The sequence below is a fragment of the Microbispora triticiradicis genome (genome assembly GCF_005864065.1).
Lineage (GTDB): Bacteria > Actinomycetota > Actinomycetes > Streptosporangiales > Streptosporangiaceae > Microbispora > Microbispora triticiradicis.
Genome location: NZ_VANP01000003.1, coordinates 386,263 through 400,925, shown reverse-complemented (window position 1 = coordinate 400,925; position 14,663 = coordinate 386,263). Strand labels below are relative to the sequence as shown.

The 14,663-nt window shown below is 71.5% G+C and carries 12 protein-coding genes and 2 pseudogenes; 8 read left to right on the top strand and 6 right to left on the bottom strand.

Features of this window, described 5'->3' with window-relative positions:
* Window positions 1-29 precede the first annotated feature (29 nt).
* The 3 genes and pseudogenes from FED44_RS09880 to FED44_RS38410 all read right to left on the bottom strand — a co-directional run.
* On the bottom strand, window positions 30-572 hold the full coding sequence (locus tag FED44_RS09880; protein WP_111698432.1) for a PadR family transcriptional regulator: 543 nt from the start codon (window positions 570-572) through the stop codon (window positions 30-32).
* A gap of 125 nt (window positions 573-697) precedes the next feature.
* On the bottom strand, window positions 698-916 hold the full coding sequence (locus tag FED44_RS09875) for a hypothetical protein (RefSeq protein ID WP_111698430.1): 219 nt from the start codon (window positions 914-916) through the stop codon (window positions 698-700).
* A gap of 1,750 nt (window positions 917-2,666) precedes the next feature.
* Window positions 2,667-2,876, bottom strand: a pseudogene (locus FED44_RS38410) (PspC domain-containing protein); the annotation flags it as partial.
* A 143-nt stretch (window positions 2,877-3,019) separates the two neighbouring features.
* On the opposite strand from FED44_RS38410, the gene FED44_RS09865 reads away from it, so the two are divergent.
* Complete coding sequence (locus FED44_RS09865; RefSeq protein WP_165900503.1) at window positions 3,020-4,195, top strand: ATP-binding protein; 1,176 nt, start codon at window positions 3,020-3,022, stop codon at window positions 4,193-4,195.
* Window positions 4,196-4,228: 33 nt separating this feature from the next.
* Here FED44_RS09865 and FED44_RS09860 read toward each other — a convergent pair.
* A pseudogene (locus FED44_RS09860) lies at window positions 4,229-5,446 on the bottom strand (RNA-guided endonuclease InsQ/TnpB family protein); the annotation flags it as partial.
* 146 nt (window positions 5,447-5,592) lie between these two features.
* Here FED44_RS09860 and FED44_RS09855 point away from each other — a divergent pair.
* The 4 genes from FED44_RS09855 to FED44_RS09840 all read left to right on the top strand — a co-directional run bounded on the left by FED44_RS09855 (window position 5,593) and on the right by FED44_RS09840 (window position 9,417).
* Window positions 5,593-6,231 (top strand): response regulator, encoded by a 639-nt coding sequence (locus tag FED44_RS09855; protein ID WP_111698424.1) that lies wholly within the window; start codon window positions 5,593-5,595, stop codon window positions 6,229-6,231.
* A gap of 57 nt (window positions 6,232-6,288) precedes the next feature.
* Window positions 6,289-7,749, top strand: a complete 1,461-nt coding sequence (locus FED44_RS09850; protein ID WP_138460459.1) for a glutamate-cysteine ligase family protein — start codon at window positions 6,289-6,291, stop codon at window positions 7,747-7,749.
* A 56-nt stretch (window positions 7,750-7,805) separates the two neighbouring features.
* Window positions 7,806-8,489: a neutral zinc metallopeptidase gene (locus FED44_RS09845; protein WP_138460458.1), complete on the top strand. Its 684-nt coding sequence runs from the start codon at window positions 7,806-7,808 to the stop codon at window positions 8,487-8,489.
* Window positions 8,490-8,667: 178 nt separating this feature from the next.
* Window positions 8,668-9,417 carry a CPBP family glutamic-type intramembrane protease gene (locus FED44_RS09840; protein WP_138460457.1) on the top strand — a complete coding sequence of 250 codons (750 nt, stop codon included), beginning with the start codon at window positions 8,668-8,670 and terminating at the stop codon, window positions 9,415-9,417.
* Here FED44_RS09840 and FED44_RS09835 read toward each other — a convergent pair.
* The gene (locus FED44_RS09835; RefSeq protein WP_244301819.1) at window positions 9,407-10,141 is read right to left on the bottom strand and encodes a PIG-L deacetylase family protein; all 735 of its coding nucleotides are present in this window, start codon (window positions 10,139-10,141) and stop codon (window positions 9,407-9,409) included. The two genes, FED44_RS09840 and FED44_RS09835, sit on opposite strands and share 11 nt — an antisense overlap.
* A gap of 77 nt (window positions 10,142-10,218) precedes the next feature.
* Between FED44_RS09835 and pcrA the strand changes: the two genes are divergently transcribed.
* Window positions 10,219-12,504, top strand: coding sequence for a DNA helicase PcrA (gene pcrA, locus FED44_RS09830; RefSeq protein ID WP_464515798.1), 2,286 nt, complete (start codon window positions 10,219-10,221; stop codon window positions 12,502-12,504).
* 113 nt (window positions 12,505-12,617) lie between these two features.
* On the opposite strand, the gene FED44_RS09825 is transcribed toward pcrA, so the two are convergent.
* Entirely contained in the window at window positions 12,618-13,511 is an 894-nt protein-coding gene (locus FED44_RS09825; protein WP_138460456.1) for a hypothetical protein, read from the bottom strand.
* Between the two features lie 158 nt (window positions 13,512-13,669).
* Between FED44_RS09825 and FED44_RS09820 the strand changes: the two genes are divergently transcribed.
* Both FED44_RS09820 and FED44_RS09815 read left to right on the top strand, forming a co-directional pair.
* The gene (locus FED44_RS09820; RefSeq protein WP_165900502.1) at window positions 13,670-14,119 is read left to right on the top strand and encodes a MarR family transcriptional regulator; all 450 of its coding nucleotides are present in this window, start codon (window positions 13,670-13,672) and stop codon (window positions 14,117-14,119) included.
* 79 nt (window positions 14,120-14,198) lie between these two features.
* Window positions 14,199-14,600, top strand: a complete 402-nt coding sequence (locus FED44_RS09815; protein ID WP_111698412.1) for a cobalamin B12-binding domain-containing protein — start codon at window positions 14,199-14,201, stop codon at window positions 14,598-14,600.
* The last annotated feature ends 63 nt before the right edge of the window (window positions 14,601-14,663 follow it).

Genomic DNA, 14,663 nt, shown 5'->3' with positions numbered 1-14,663 from the left:
CGCTGCGGACGCGGACGGCTCACGCTCGGTCACGGGGTCTCCTTGGCTGGGCTGGAGTCGGAGGGGCCGCCGAGGACGGCTTCGCAGTGGTCGAGCCAGCGCTGCTCGGCCTCGGCCTGGAAGATCATCGAATCGAGGACCAGGCGCTGCGCGGTCTCGGCGGACGCGTCGAAGCCCCGCTTGGCGCGCGTGAGCTCCTGCAGGGTCCGCATCGTCGAGGACCGCTGCGCCTGGACGACCGCCGCCACGTCCACGCCGGGGGTGGTGGCGGCCATGGCGAGCTTCACGACGAGTTCGTCGCGGGGCCGGTCGGCCCGGGAGACGGGTTTGGCGAACCACCTGTCGAGTTCGCCGTGCCCGTCGGGGGTGATGGCGTATCGGACGCGGCCCTGCTCGTCCTCCCCGGCGCGGGACACGAGGCCGTCCCGCTCCAGGCGGGACAGCGTCGTGTAGACCTGCCCGATGTTGAGCGGGCAGGTGTCGGCGGTGGACGCCTCGAACTCGGTCTTGAGCTGGTAGCCGTAACGCGGGCCCTGACTCAGCAGGGCGAGCAGGCCGTGTCGTACCGACATGGATACTCAGTATGCATACTGAGTATGCTCCTGGCGAGCCGATTCCCGAATCAGGGCGTGAAACACCCCGACCCTGGACCGGAAGCCGGGCCCAGGGTCGAGGAGGCGGGGTCAGCAGGAGGGGATCAGCGGCGGATGGCCTTCGCGAGGATCGCGATGAAGGCCGCGAACCCCAGCCCTCCGACGAGCAGGGGAGCCATCACGACCGCGTCGGGGTCGGGCCCGGTCAGGTAGCGGATGCCCATGCCGATGAACAGCAGGCCCGAGAGCAGGCACATCCAGCTCGTACGGTGCACCCGGCGCGGGCGCTGGGCACGAGGATCGGTGTGGTGGTCAGGCAGCACGGCGCACCTCCACGTCTCCGACGCCCGCCTTGACGTGCAGTTCGATCGTGGCCGCGTCGCCCTTGCCGGGCGTCTCGGGCTCCAGGACGCGGTCGAACCGCACGTTGGTGCCGTCTTCGACCGTGTGGTCGATCCGCACCTCGCCCAGCTTCGTGAAGCCGTACACCTCGATCCGCGCGGTGGGCGGGACGATCACCGTGAGCTGGCCCAGCGACACCGAGGCGTCGAACCTCAGCCGGGCGCCCGACTTCAGCGGGACGTCGCTCAGGTCGAGCTTGCCCTCGCCGATGCCCAGTTCGTAGGTGCTGGGCGACTGCACGGCGGTGACGGGATGCCAGACGTAGCTGCCGACCTTGCGGGGAATGCCGTTGACCGTCGTGCTTCCCACCAGCACGAGGGCCACGATCGTGCCGGCGGCGACCAGCCCGCCGCCTCGCCCGAACCAGGCGGCGACGAGCAGGCCCGCGCCGATAGTGATGAGCACCGCCCCGCCGACGACCGGGAGGCCGACCGAGCCGGTGCCGGTCCGTTGCATGGTGACCATGATCCCTCCAACGATCAGGGCGAGGCATATCGTGAGGCCGCTGACGAACGACCTGGGACGCTTGGGCTTCCTGGGCCGCGGCGGCGGGGCCACGGGCGGCCCGTACGGGCCCGCCGCGTAGGGCGTGGCGAGCGGCCGGTACGGCTCCCGCATCGTGTACGGGCCGTGGGGCGCGAAAGGCTCGCCCGCGCCGTACCCCTGCGATCCGCCGGCTCCGTACCCCTGACCGGCGGCCCGGCCCGGCGCCTGGCCGGGTGAGCCGAGGTCGCCTCGCGCGCTCGCCCGCGCCTCGCGGGCCAGGTCCGACAGCCGCCGGTACCCGTCCGCGGCCCGAGGCGGCGGTACGGGACCCCCGCCCGCGCCGAAGCCGAGTGGCCCGGAGTCGCGCGTGCCGGAGTCGCGCGTGCCGGAGTCGCGCGTGCCGGAGTCGTGTGTGCCGGAGTCGCGTAGGCCGGGGTCGTGTGTGGCGGAGTCGCGTAGGCCGGAGCCCGGGGCGTCCGGCCCGGACAGCGGGGCCGTGCCGGCCGGAGTCTCGAAGGCCCGGGTCGGCGGGTCGGCGTCGGCCCGGGCCGCGGAACCCGCGCCATGCTCGGCGTCCACGTCGCGCACGGGCTCCGACACGGTGTCCCCCGTGGGCTCCGCCCCGAGCTCTGACACGGGCTCTGACATGGGCTCTGACGTGGTGTCCCGCACCTGTTCCGTCACCGTTTCCCGCGTGGGCTCCGACGCGAACCGGCGGACGGCGGTGTCCTGGGCGCTGTTCTCAGCGGTGTCCTCGGGGGTCGCGCTCCGGCGGGCGGACGGCTCGGGCCCCCGCCCGGCCGCCTGCGGACCGTACGTTCCCGGCATCGCCGTCGTCTCGGTCGGCTGCGGCGCCGGGGCGTACGGCTCCTGCGCGAAGGGGGCGAACGGCGCGAACCCGGGGGTGGACCGGGTCATGCCGCGCCGGCCGGTCGCCCGTTCCGGCATCGACCTGGCCATGGTGAGCAGGTCGACGCCCCGGGCGTGCGCGGCCATCAGCACGATGGCCAGCAGCGTGCCGACGACGATCGTGCCGCGGTTGATGCCGCCCGAGGCCACGTTGATGATCAGCCCGAACGCGAAGACCGCCGCCAGCAAGGCGAGCACGGTCTCGGCGTCGAACATCCGCCGGGTCCACTGCTCCAGGTGGCCGGGGCCGCCGTCCGGCCGGCGCATCAGCAGGAACGCCGCGACGTACAGCATGACGCCGATGCCGGAGGCGAGGACCAGCACCGCGAACCCGACCCGGAAGAGCACCGGGTCCATGCCCGTGTACCTGCCGAGGCCCGCGCACACGCCTGTGATCACGCGGCCGTCGCGGTGGCGGCTCAGCACCCTCTCGGGTTCTGGCTGGCCGGCGGGGTCGGGAGCGGGAGCGGATGGCGCCTCGGTCATGGTCCCATCCTGGCCGGGTCCGCCGCAGGCCTGCCATCGGGGGAACCCCTGAGCCGTCCCCGAGTCCCCAGGGGCCACATCAGGGCATGCCCTGATGCGCCCATGCTCCCTGACGTGTGACGATGCTTTCCGAGATGTCTGAGATGCCTAACGCCCCCGTGGCGTTCCCCCGGATGGTCCGGCCCGTGTCGGGCCGGGTGGTCGCGGGCGTCGCCCAGGGCGCCGCCGCCCAGCTGCGGCTCGACCCCGTCGTGCTGCGCCTCGCCTTCGTGCTGCTCACCGTCGTCGACGGGCTGGGCCTCGTGGCGTACGCCGCGCTGTGGATGTTCACCCCCAAGGAGGAGGTGGAGGGCCGCGAGCCCGCCCGCGAGTGGGGGCAGCTCGCGGCGTACGGCGTGCTGTGGCTGACGCTCGGGGCCTTCGCCTGGCTGACCGGCGCGTCCACCGGCGGGTTCGGCACCTGGCCGATCGCCGTGGGCGGCATCGGCGCGCTGATCCTGTGGCAGCAGGCCGACCCGGGACGCCGGCAGCGCTGGATGTCCGGAGCGGTCAAGCAGGTCAGCACGACCTGGGTCCGCACCGGCATCGGCGCGCTCCTCGTCGTCGTGGGCGCGATCGGCTTCCTCGCCGCGAGCGGTGAGCTGGCCAAGGCGAAGACCGGGCTGGTCTTCACGGCGGTGGTCGTCGGCGGCATGCTGATGATCGCCGCGCCCTGGCTCGCCTCGCTCGTCAAGGAGCTCCAGCGGGAGCGCACCGAGCGCATCAGGCAGGAGGAGCGGGCCGAGGTGGCCGCCCACGTCCACGACTCGGTGCTGCACACGCTGACCCTCATCCAGCGCAACGCCCACGACGCGCGGGAGGTGGCCAGGCTCGCCCGCTCGCAGGAGCGGGAGCTGCGCAACTGGCTCTACCAGCCCAAGCAGGACGCCGACGCGACCCTCGCCGCCGCCGTACGCCGGGTCGCGGCCGAGGAGGAGGACGCCCACGGCGTGCAGATCGAGGTCGTCTGCGTGGGCGACTGCGAGCTGACCGAGAACATGGTGGCCCTGCTCCACGCCGCCCGGCAGGCGATGGTCAACGCGTGCAAATACAGTGGGTCTCCGGTCGTCTCCGTCTACGCCGAGGTCGAGCCCGACGAGGTGACGGTGTTCGTCCGGGACCGGGGCAAGGGCTTCGTGCTCGACGACGTCCCCGGTGACCGGATGGGCATCCGCCAGTCGATCATCGGCAGGATGGAGCGCAACGGCGGAAGCGCCCGGGTCAGGACCGAGCCCGGCGACGGAACCGAGGTCATGCTGACCATGAAGAGGGAACCTTGACATCTCCCCTGCCTGAAGGGAGGGGATTCCAACCGTCGCCGGTCGGGCTTCCTGCTTCACCGCCGGTCGCCTCGTCCGAGAGGATTCTCGTTGAGGTCTTACACCAGCTCCACAGGCGTTTCACCTCTCCGCCAGCCCAGCGGCGAGGATGTTCTTGGCGGCGTTGATGTCGCGGTCGTGGACCGCCCCGCAGACGCATTGCCAGGTCCGGACATGCAGCTGCATCGACTCAGCCAGTGCCCCGCAGGCCGAGCACAACTTGGAAGAGGGAAACCACCGGTTTACCACCAGCAACTCCCGCCCATACCAGTTGGCCTTGTACTCCAGCATGGACCGCAGTTCCCTCCAACTCGCATCCGAGATCGAGCGGGCGAGGGCGTGGTTCTTCACCATGTTCCGCACCGTCAGGTCCTCGATCACGACCACTTGGTTCTCGCGGACGAGCCGAGTCGAAAGCTTGTGCAGGAAGTCGCGGCGGCGGTCGGTGATCCGCGCGTGGATGCGGGCGACCTTGAGCCTGGCCTTGGCCCGGTTCGCGCTGCCCTTGGCTTTGCGGGCCAGCGAGCGCTGGGCCTTGGTCAGGCGCCTGCGGCTGTCCCGCTCATGCCGGGGATTGGCGACCCTGCCGTCCTTGTCGGTCAACCCGGGGATCTGGCGGGACAGGGCCAGCAGATTCGTGATCCCCGCATCCACACCCACCATGCTTTCGCTGGGGTCGAGAGAGCGGATCGTCTCCTCCACCAGGAGGGACACAAACCACCGCCCGGCCGCATCCCGGCAGACCGTCACCGTGGACGGCTCCGCCCCCTCCGGAAGCGGACGCGACCACGCGATCTCCAGCGGGTCGTGCATCTTGGCCAACGTGAGCCGGCCATCTCGCCAGCGGAACGCCGAGCGGGTGTACTCCGCCGACGCTCGGGACCTCTTGCGCGACTTGAAGGTGGGATACTTGGCCCGGCGCGCGAAGAAGTTCGCGAACGCCGCCTGCAGGTGCCGCAGCGCCTGCTGCAACGGCACACTGGACACCTCGTTGAGAAACGCCAGCTCCTTGCTGCGCTTCCATGCCGTGAGCGAGGCCGAGGACTCAACGTAGGAGACACGGCGGCCTTCCACGGTGTAGGCGCGGGTCCGTTCCTCCAGGGCCTTGTTGTAGACCAGGCGTACGCACCCGAACGTCCGGGCAAGCTCGCAGGCCTGCTCGGGGGTCGGGTAGAAGCGGTACCGGTAGGCCCGCTTCACGATCCGCGCCATGCCCCACATCTTGCACGATCGGTTAAGGCTCGTGCATGTGTTCCTACGGCGGTTCGCCTGGCGGCGAAACGCCTGCCTCTACCCTGCTCCGTAGTAAGTCCGATTCCTCTCCCGCCTGGAGGCGGGGGTTCCCTCGGAGGATTTTGATGAAGACCGTACGCGTGCTGATCGTCGACGACCACCGGCTGTTCCGGTCCGGCGTACGGGCCGAGCTGGGCCCGTCGATCCAGGTCATCGGCGAGGCCGAGGACGTCGAGTCGGCGGTCTCGGCGATCGCCGAGCTGGCGCCCGACGTGGTGCTGCTCGACGTGCACATGCCGGGCGGCGGCGGCCAGGAGGTGCTCCGGCGCGTGCTCGGCTCGGGATCGCAGGTGCGCTTCCTCGCGCTGTCGGTGTCGGACGCCGCCGAGGACGTGATCGGGGTCATCCGGGGCGGCGCCCGGGGCTACGTGACCAAGACGATCAGCGGCGCCGAGCTGACCGACGCGATCGTCCGGGTGTCGGAGGGCGACGCGGTGTTCTCCCCGCGGCTGGCCGGCTTCGTGCTCGACGCGTTCGCCTCGACCGAGGCGCCGCCCATCGATCCCGAGCTCGACTCGCTCACCCAGCGGGAGCGTGAGGTGCTGCGGCTGATCGCGCGCGGCTACGCGTACAAGGAGATCGCCAAGGAGCTGTTCATCTCGGTGAAGACCGTCGAGACCCACGTGTCGAGCGTGCTGCGCAAGCTGCAGCTCTCCAACCGGCACGAGTTGTCGCGCTGGGCCACCGCCAGACGCCTGGTCTGACCCCGTCCGTGTCGGCCCGTCTGGTGTGATCGCCCCTCGGCGTGCGACGCTTCGGGCATGGGCCGTGACGTACCCTCCGTGTCCTTCACCCGGGAGGACCGCCGTCGCTACCGGGAGAAGGTCAAGCTGTCGCTGGAGATCCTCGCGGAGATGCTGCGGGGGTCGCGGTTCGAGTTCGAACGGCCGCTGATGGGCATGGAGATCGAGCTGAACCTGGTCGACGCGCGGGGCGAGCCGGCCATGAAGAACGCCGAGGTCCTGGCCGCCATCGCCGAGCCCGACTGGGCCACCGAGCTGGGCCAGTTCAACGTCGAGATCAACGTGCCGCCGCAGGTGCTGTCCGGCGACGGCAGCCGGCTGCTGGAGGAGTCCGTACGGCGCCGTCTCAACCGCGGGCAGGAGCGGGCCGCCCGCGTCGGCGGGCAGCTCATGCTGGTCGGCATCCTGCCGACCCTGCGCGAGTCCGACGTCAGCGAGGGCACGCTGTCGGCCAATCCGCGCTACAAGCTGCTGAACGAGCAGATCTTCGCCGCCCGCGGCGAGGACCTGCACCTCCACATCGAGGGCGTCGATGTGCTCGACACCTACGCCGACAGCATCACCCCCGAGGCGGCGTGCACGAGCGTCCAGCTCCACCTCCAGGTGAGCCCGGAGAAGTTCGCCGACCACTGGAACGCGGCCCAGGTCATCGCGGGCCCGCAGGTGGCGGTCGCGGCCAACTCGCCCTTCCTGTTCGGCAAGGAGCTGTGGCGGGAGACCAGGATCAGCCTGTTCGAGCAGGCCACCGACACCCGTCCCGAGGAGCTGAAGGCCCAGGGCGTGCGGCCCCGGGTGTGGTTCGGGGAGCGGTGGATCACCTCGGTCTTCGATCTGTTCGAGGAGAACGTCCGCTACTTCCCCGCGTTGCTGCCGCTGTGCGAGGAGGAGGACCCGAGGCAGGTCCTGGACGGCGGCGGAGTGCCCGGGCTGCACGAGCTCCGGCTGCACAACGGCACCGTCTACCGCTGGAACCGGCCCGTCTACGACGTGGCCGGCGGCGTCCCGCACCTGCGGGTGGAGAACCGGGTGTTACCGGCCGGGCCGACCGTCGCGGACATCGCCGCCAACGCGGCCTTCTACTACGGGCTCATGCGGGTGCTCCCGTCGGCCGAACGGCCCGTGTGGACGCGCATGTCCTTCGCCGCGGCCGAGGACAACCTCCGCAACGCCGCGCGGTACGGCCTCGACGCCCGCCTGTACTGGCCGGGCCTGGGGGAGGTGCCCGCCGCCGAACTGATCCTGCGCAGGCTGCTGCCCCTCGCCTATCACGGGCTGGACCTGTGGGAGGTCGACCCGGTCCAGCGCGACCGGCTGCTCGGCATCATCGAGCGGCGCTGCGTGACCGGCCGTACGGGGGCGGACTGGCAGGTCAGGACGGCCCGGGCGCTCGGCGGGGACCACGAGGCACTGCGCCGGATGACCCTGCGGTACCTGGACCACATGCACACCAACGAGCCCGTCCACCTCTGGAGTGTGTGACCACCAAGGGCGGGTTTAGCGAAATTTTTCCCCATATTTGGGGTAGCAGTAGTGGAATGACCCGTCGAGCGTTCGCCGCGTTCTTCCTCCTGGTGACCCTGGTCGCGTCCTGCGGCACGCTCGCCGGGTCGCCTCCGCCGGACCGCGCGCAGCAGGGCGACGCCCGGGCGACGCCGTGCAAGGGCACCGGCGACGACTTCCCCGGCGACGTGAAGCTCGCCCGGTGCCTCACCGAGTGGTTCTGGGCGAACCGCTTCGGCCAGAGTGGGGAGACCTACCGCCCGATCACCCGCTTCGTCGCGTACGAGGGGAACGACGGTCCCGACTGCGGCGGGCAGCAGGCCGTGCCGGAGAACGCCTTCTACTGCCCGTACGGGCACTTCGTCGCCTACGACGCCGCCTGGCTGAAGGCGATGTACGACCAGATGGGCGACGGCGCGGTCTACGTGGTGATCCCGCATGAACTGGGGCACGCGGTCCAGGCCCAGCTCGTGGACGACTTCCGCTACAACGTGCAGCGGGAGCTTCAGGCCGACTGCTACGCGGGCGCCACGCTCGGCGGCCTCATCCAGGCGCGGGCGCTGCGGGCCGAGGAGGGCGACGAGGAGGAACTGCTCGTCAACCTCGAAGCGGCCGGCGACCCCACCGACGCCTGGTGGGCGCCCGACGCGCACGGCACGCCGCCGCAGCGGCAGGGGTACTTCGCCCAGGGCTACAACGAGGGCGTGAGGGCCTGCTGATCCCTCCTGGACCGTGTCGTGTACGGCATGCCGGACGGCGCGCCGGGGCCGGCGCACGGCGAGGCGGAGCACGGCGAGGCGGAGCACGATGCGGCGCGGCGGGCGGAGCGTGGCGGGTCACAGTGGCGATGCGGCGTGATGTGATGGCGGGGCACGTGCGAAGGCGGTGGAGGACGGCGTGAGGCGGACGATCGCGACGGGTCTCGGCGTGCTCACCGCGGCGAACCTGCTCAACAACCGCGTCGCCCGGCGCTGGGCCCCGGTGACGTCCGCCGCCGCGACCGGCGCGCTCCTGCTGATCGCCCGGCGGGCCGGGCTGACCCGGCATGAGCTGGGCTTCCGGGACGCCCGCGCGGGCGCCGCGACAGGCGGGGCGCTCGCCGCCGCCGTCGCCGCGGGGTACGCGGCCGGCGTGGCGCTGCCCCGGACCCGGCCGTTGTTCCACGACCAGCGGGCGCTGGCGCTGTCGCGTCGCCGGGTGCTGGAGGAGGCCCTGGTCCAGGTGCCCTTCGGAACCGTGCTGCTGGAGGAGGTCGGTTTCCGCGGCGTGCTCCCGGCCCTGCTCGGCCGGGTCCTGCCCGCGCGTACGGCGGTCGCCGCCTCGGCCGCCCTGTTCGGGGTGTGGCACGTGCTGCCCGCGCTCGACATGGCGCGGGCCAACCCCGCCCTCGGACGCCTGACGGCGGGGGAGGACCCCGCCCCGGGTGACGGCCGCCGGGGCGGTGTGGAGGCGGGGCGGCTGGTGGCGGGGACGGTGGCGTCCACCGCGCTGGCGGGGCTGGTGTTCCACGGGCTCCGCCACCGCGCCGGTCTGCTCGCCCCCGCGCTGCTGCACGTGGCGACGAACTCCCTCGGCTACGCCGCCGCCCGGGCCGCCCGCCGCCTGGACGACCGGAGCGCCGGCCCCGCCGCCCCGCTCAGGCGGTGACGACCCGCTGGAACGCCTCGGCGTACGAGCCCTCGGGGAGGCCCGCGGCGGCGGCGTTGGCGGAGAGCCAGCCCTTGATCATGCCGTCCAGGTCGGGGATGTGCGCGGTCTGGCTCTCGTGGGCGCGCAGGGCGGCGACCTTCCGGTCCACTGTGGAGGTCACGTCGACGTAGTGGTTCACGGCCATCCCGCCGCTCAGCCACACCTCGCGCACCGTCCAGGCCTCCAGGCCCTCGTCGGTGAGCAGTTCGGGGAAGGCGTACGGGTTGCGGGCGTCGGGATAGACCGCGTCGAGGGTGGCGCCGCCGACGGCCCGGTGGTCGGGGTGGCTCGGCCCGAGCCGCTCGTAGTTGCGGTCGGGGGTCGAGGTGACGACCAGGTCCGGCCGGACCTGGCGGATCACCCGCGTGATGTCGCGGCGCAGGCCGAGCGTCTGCTCGACCATCCCGTCCTGGTATCCCAGGAAGCGCAGGTCGCCGACGCCCACGCACTTGGCCGCCGCCGTCTGCTCGGCCCGGCGCAGCGCCGCCATGCCGCCGTTGTCCACCAGACGGTCGAATCCGCCCGCGTCGCCATCGGTGACCAGGCAGTACACGACCTCGGCCCCCGCCTCGGTCAGCCTGGCGATCGTTCCCGCCCCGCCGAAGTCGATGTCGTCGGGGTGCGCGACGACGACCAGCACTTTGCGGATTTCCGCCTCGTCCAGCACGGGCAACCTCCTCATGGTCCGGCAATTACCTTAAACGGGCCTTGCCGGGTGAGTGGGCTCCGGATGTCGGTGGGCGGTCATACCCTAGGGACGTGTCCATCGGAGCCGCCACCCATCCCTTGCTCGACGGCCTCAACCCGCAGCAGCGGGACGCCGTGACCCACCAGGGCAGCCCCCTGCTGATCGTCGCGGGGGCGGGCTCCGGGAAGACCCGGGTGCTGACCCACCGCATCGCCTACCTGCTGGCGGAACGCGGCGTCCAGCCGGGGGAGATCCTCGCGATCACCTTCACCAACAAGGCCGCCCGCGAGATGAAGGAGCGGGTCGACAAGCTGATCGGCCCGAGGTCCAGGGCGATGTGGGTGATGACGTTCCACAGCGCCTGCGTGCGGATCCTGCGGCGCGAGGCCAAGCGGCTGGGCTTCTCCTCCAGCTTCTCGATCTACGACCAGGCCGACTCCCAGCGGCTCATGGCGATGGTCTGCCGCGAGCTCGACCTCGATCCCAAGCGCTATCCGCCGCGGTCGTTCTCGGCCCAGGTCAGCAACTTCAAGAACGAGCTGATCGACTACGAGACGGCGGCCGACCGGGCGTCGACGCACCTGGAGCGCACGCTCGCCGAGGCCTACCGCACCTACCAGCGGCGGCTCACCGAGGCCGGCGCGATGGACTTCGACGACCTGATCATGCTGACGGTCACGTTGTTCCAGCTCTTCCCCGACGTGGCCGAGCACTACCGGCGCAGGTTCCGGCACGTGATGGTCGACGAGTACCAGGACACCAACCACGCGCAGTACACGCTGGTCCGCGAGCTGGTCGGGCGGCCCGAGGTGCGCACCGCAGACGGCGACGTGGTGCGCGAGGGCGTCGAGCCCGCCGAACTGGTCGTCGTCGGCGACGCCGACCAGTCGATCTACGCCTTCCGTGGCGCGACGATCCGCAACATCCTGGAGTTCGAGCGCGACTACCCGGACGCCCGGACGATCCTGCTGGAGCAGAACTACCGCTCCACGCAGACAATCCTGAACGCCGCCAACTCGGTCATCTCCCGCAACGAGGGTCGCAAGCCGAAGAACCTGTGGTCCGACCAGGGCGCGGGATCGAAGATCATCGGTTACGCGGCCGACAACGAGCACGACGAGGCCATGTTCGTCGCGCAGGAGATCGACCGGCTCTGCGACGACCACGACGTCACGCCGGGCGACGTGGCGATCTTCTACCGCACGAACGCCGCATCCCGCGTCTTCGAGGAGATCTTCATCCGCACCGGCCTGCCGTACAAGGTCGTGGGCGGGGTGCGGTTCTACGAGCGCAAGGAGGTCAAGGACCTGCTCGCCTACCTGCGGGTCCTGGCCAACCCGAACGACACGGTGTCGCTGCGGCGGGTCCTCAACGTGCCCAAGCGCGGCATCGGCGACCGGGCCGAGGCGATGGTCGAGGCGTTCGCGAACCGGGAGCGCATCGGCTTCTGGGAGGGACTGCGCCGGGCCGGCGAGGCTCCGGGGCTGGCCACCCGGTCGCTCAACGCGATCAGGGACTTCGTCGCGATGCTGGAGGAGTTGCGGGCCAAGGAGCTTCCGCTCTCCGACCTCGCGGAGGAGGTGCTCCGCGTCACCGGCTACCGCACGGAGCTGGAGACCTCGGGCGACCCGCAGGACGAGAGCCGCCTGGAGAACCTCAACGAGCTGATCTCGGTGGCCGCCGAGTTCGAGGAGGCCAACCCGGAGGGCACGCTCGTCGACTTCCTGGAGCAGGTCTCGCTGGTCGCCGACGCCGACCAGATCCCGGGCGGGAACGCGGGGGTCGTCCCCCCGGGCGATCGCGCCCCCGAGACCGGCGAGCACGGCGGGGTGGTCACGCTGATGACCCTGCACACCGCCAAGGGCCTGGAGTTCCCCGTGGTGTTCCTCACGGGCATGGAGGACGGGGTCTTCCCCCACATGCGCTCGCTCAGCGACCCGAAGGAACTGGAGGAGGAGCGCAGGCTGGCGTACGTCGGCATCACCCGGGCCAAGCAGCGGCTCTACCTGTCCCGCTCGGCGGTGCGGTCCTCGTGGGGGGCGCCGTCGTTCAACCCGGCCTCGCGCTTCCTGTCGGAGGTGCCGGGCGACCTGGTCGAGTGGCGCGGCGACCCCGGCAAGACCGCCTGGTCCGCCGCGACCTCCCGCCCCTCCGCCCGTACGGCGCCGGCGCCCAAGGCGGGCGGCCGTCAGATGCCGAGCCTGTCGCCCGGCGACCGCGTCACCCACGACAGCTTCGGGCTGGGCACGGTCGTCAGCGTGGACGGCGTCGCCGAGAAGACCCGAGTGAAGATCGACTTCGGTGGGGACGGGGAGAAGACCCTGCTGCTCGCCTACGCGCCCATCGAGAAGCTCTGAGCGGCGGCAGGGAGCCTCTGAGCGCGGGTGAGCGGCGGCCGGGCGCGGCGGCCGTCAGGCGCTGAGCGGCGGCCGGGCGGGGAGCCCGGCCGCCGCGGGCGTCCGTGCGCCGATCAGTCGCCCAGGTCGATGACCTGCGGCAGGTCCGGCACGCTGCCGTCGATGTCCGAGGTGCTGGCGACCTGGTCCTTCGGCGGCGCCTTCACCGTGACCTTCCCGCCCCAGCCGCCGAAGGCGGTCGTGCTGCTCATCTCGATGCCGATGCTCGTCTTCTTGACCTTCAAGGTCGTCGTCAACGAGCTGGACACCTTGCGGACGAGCTGGTCTCCGCCGATCCACAGCCTCCAGCTGATCACGCCCTTCGACATGCTGGAGGGCAGGCCCTTGCGCAGCGACGGCACCACCGCGGCGAGCTGCTTCACCGTGATCGTGCCCCGGTAGAGCGTGGTCCGCGCGCCGTTGACGACACCGCCCGCGCCCTTGGCCTTGGTGGTCGCGAGGACCGCCTGGAGGGCACGCGGGTCGAGCGGGTTGACGAAGCCGCCGATCCCGGTCAGCGCCGCGTCCGGGTCCTGCCCGGGCAGGCGCAGCCACGACTTGCCGTCGGGCAGCAGGTCCGCGTAGACGCCTCCGGAGACGTACGCCGTCCGGCCGACGGTGATGGTCCGCATCGGGTCGTTGAGACCCTTGAGCTCGTCGTCATCGCTCAGCCCGCCACCGTAGTTGGTCTTGGTGGTGATGTCGGAGGACGCGACCCCGGACCGGCCGAACCCGACGACGCCCTTCGCGCCGGACTTGACGTCGATCAGGCCGCCGTAGTTCAACCTGGCGGACGAGACGACGCGTACGCCGCGGCCGGGAACGAACTGCTTCTTGAGCGCCGCCACCGGGTTCGCGGGCCGCGCCCGGCTTCCCGTGGTGGTCTGCGCATGGGCGGGGGCGGCGACGGCGGGCGCGACGAGCGCGGCCGTCGCGGCGCACGCCAGCGCCATGAATGCTCGCTTCACGTGGGGTTCCTCCCGTAAGTGCCCTTGATCATCAAGAGCGGCCCGGGAATCCTCGTGGTTCGTGATCACGGACAAGTCACGGAAATCTAGATTTCCTGTGAAATGGCAGATGAAGGGCGGGTATGCGGGGTGATTATTATTTCGGGCGAATAATTCGCATGCGAAAGGAACGCATGGAGGAGAGGCCGGCCGTCGAGGAGATCTCCCGGCTCTATCCCGCCGTCCACCGGTGTCTCCGGATGTCCGGGCAGCCGGTGGGCGAGGGCGACGTCACGGCGCGCATGGCGTCGGTCCTGCGCCGTCTGGTCGCCCAAGGCCCGCTCACGGTGGGCGAGCTGGCCGGGCAGTTGCGGCTGTCCATGGCCGCGACGACCGAGCTCGTCGACCGCGTCGAGGACCGGGGCCTCGTGGTGCGGGCCCGCGACCGGCGCGACCGCCGGCGGGTCTTCGTCCGCGTCACCGACGCCGGCCACGCCGCCGCCCTGACCGCCCTGCCGCGGGAGGAGGACCCGCTGGCGCGGGCCGTACGGGCCATGACCCCGGGGGAGCGGCAGGGGCTCGTCGACGGCCTGCGCGCGCTGCTGCGCGCGGCGCGGGCGGACGGCTGAGCCGCGCCGCGTCGGGCAGGGGAGCGTTCGCCGCCCTGGCGGTTACGCTTCGGGCAGCGGCACCATCTGGGAGGTCTTCATGGCAGGCAGGATTCGGGTCGTCGTCGCCAAGCCGGGGCTCGACGGGCACGACCGCGGCGTCAAGGTCGTGGCGCGGGCGTTGCGGGACGCGGGCATGGAGGTCGTCTACACCGGGCTGCACCAGACGCCGGAGCAGATCGTCCGGACGGCGATCCAGGAGGACGCGGCGGCCATCGGGCTGTCCATCCTGTCGGGCGCCCACATGACGCTCTTCGCCCGGCTCTTCGAGGTGCTGCGCGAGGAGGACGCCGAGGACATCGTCGTGTTCGGCGGCGGCATCATCCCCGAGGCCGACATCCCCGAGCTGGAGCGGATGGGGGTGGCGCGGATATTCACGCCGGGCTCCACGACCCAGGAGATCGTGGACTGGGTCCGTTCTGCGGTTCCCGCCACCGTTTAGGCATTTTGCCCAACCTTGCCGTAATCGAGGGTTGAAGGCAAGGCTCCGGGTGACCCGATGACA

What these genes read in the sequence shown, in the direction of transcription:
- FED44_RS09845 (WP_138460458.1), top strand. Translation starts at nt 7,806, where the DNA reads ATGACCCGTCGAGCGTTCGCCGCGTTCTTCCTCCTGGTGACCCTGGTC.
- FED44_RS09815 (WP_111698412.1), top strand. Translation starts at nt 14,199, where the DNA reads ATGGCAGGCAGGATTCGGGTCGTCGTCGCCAAGCCGGGGCTCGACGGG.
- FED44_RS09855 (WP_111698424.1), top strand. Translation starts at nt 5,593, where the DNA reads ATGAAGACCGTACGCGTGCTGATCGTCGACGACCACCGGCTGTTCCGG.
- FED44_RS09880 (WP_111698432.1), bottom strand. Translation starts at nt 572, where the DNA reads ATGTCGGTACGACACGGCCTGCTCGCCCTGCTGAGTCAGGGCCCGCGT.
- FED44_RS09865 (WP_165900503.1), top strand. Translation starts at nt 3,020, where the DNA reads ATGCCTAACGCCCCCGTGGCGTTCCCCCGGATGGTCCGGCCCGTGTCG.
- FED44_RS09850 (WP_138460459.1), top strand. Translation starts at nt 6,289, where the DNA reads ATGGGCCGTGACGTACCCTCCGTGTCCTTCACCCGGGAGGACCGCCGT.
- FED44_RS09820 (WP_165900502.1), top strand. Translation starts at nt 13,670, where the DNA reads ATGCGAAAGGAACGCATGGAGGAGAGGCCGGCCGTCGAGGAGATCTCC.
- FED44_RS09835 (WP_244301819.1), bottom strand. Translation starts at nt 10,141, where the DNA reads ATGAGGAGGTTGCCCGTGCTGGACGAGGCGGAAATCCGCAAAGTGCTG.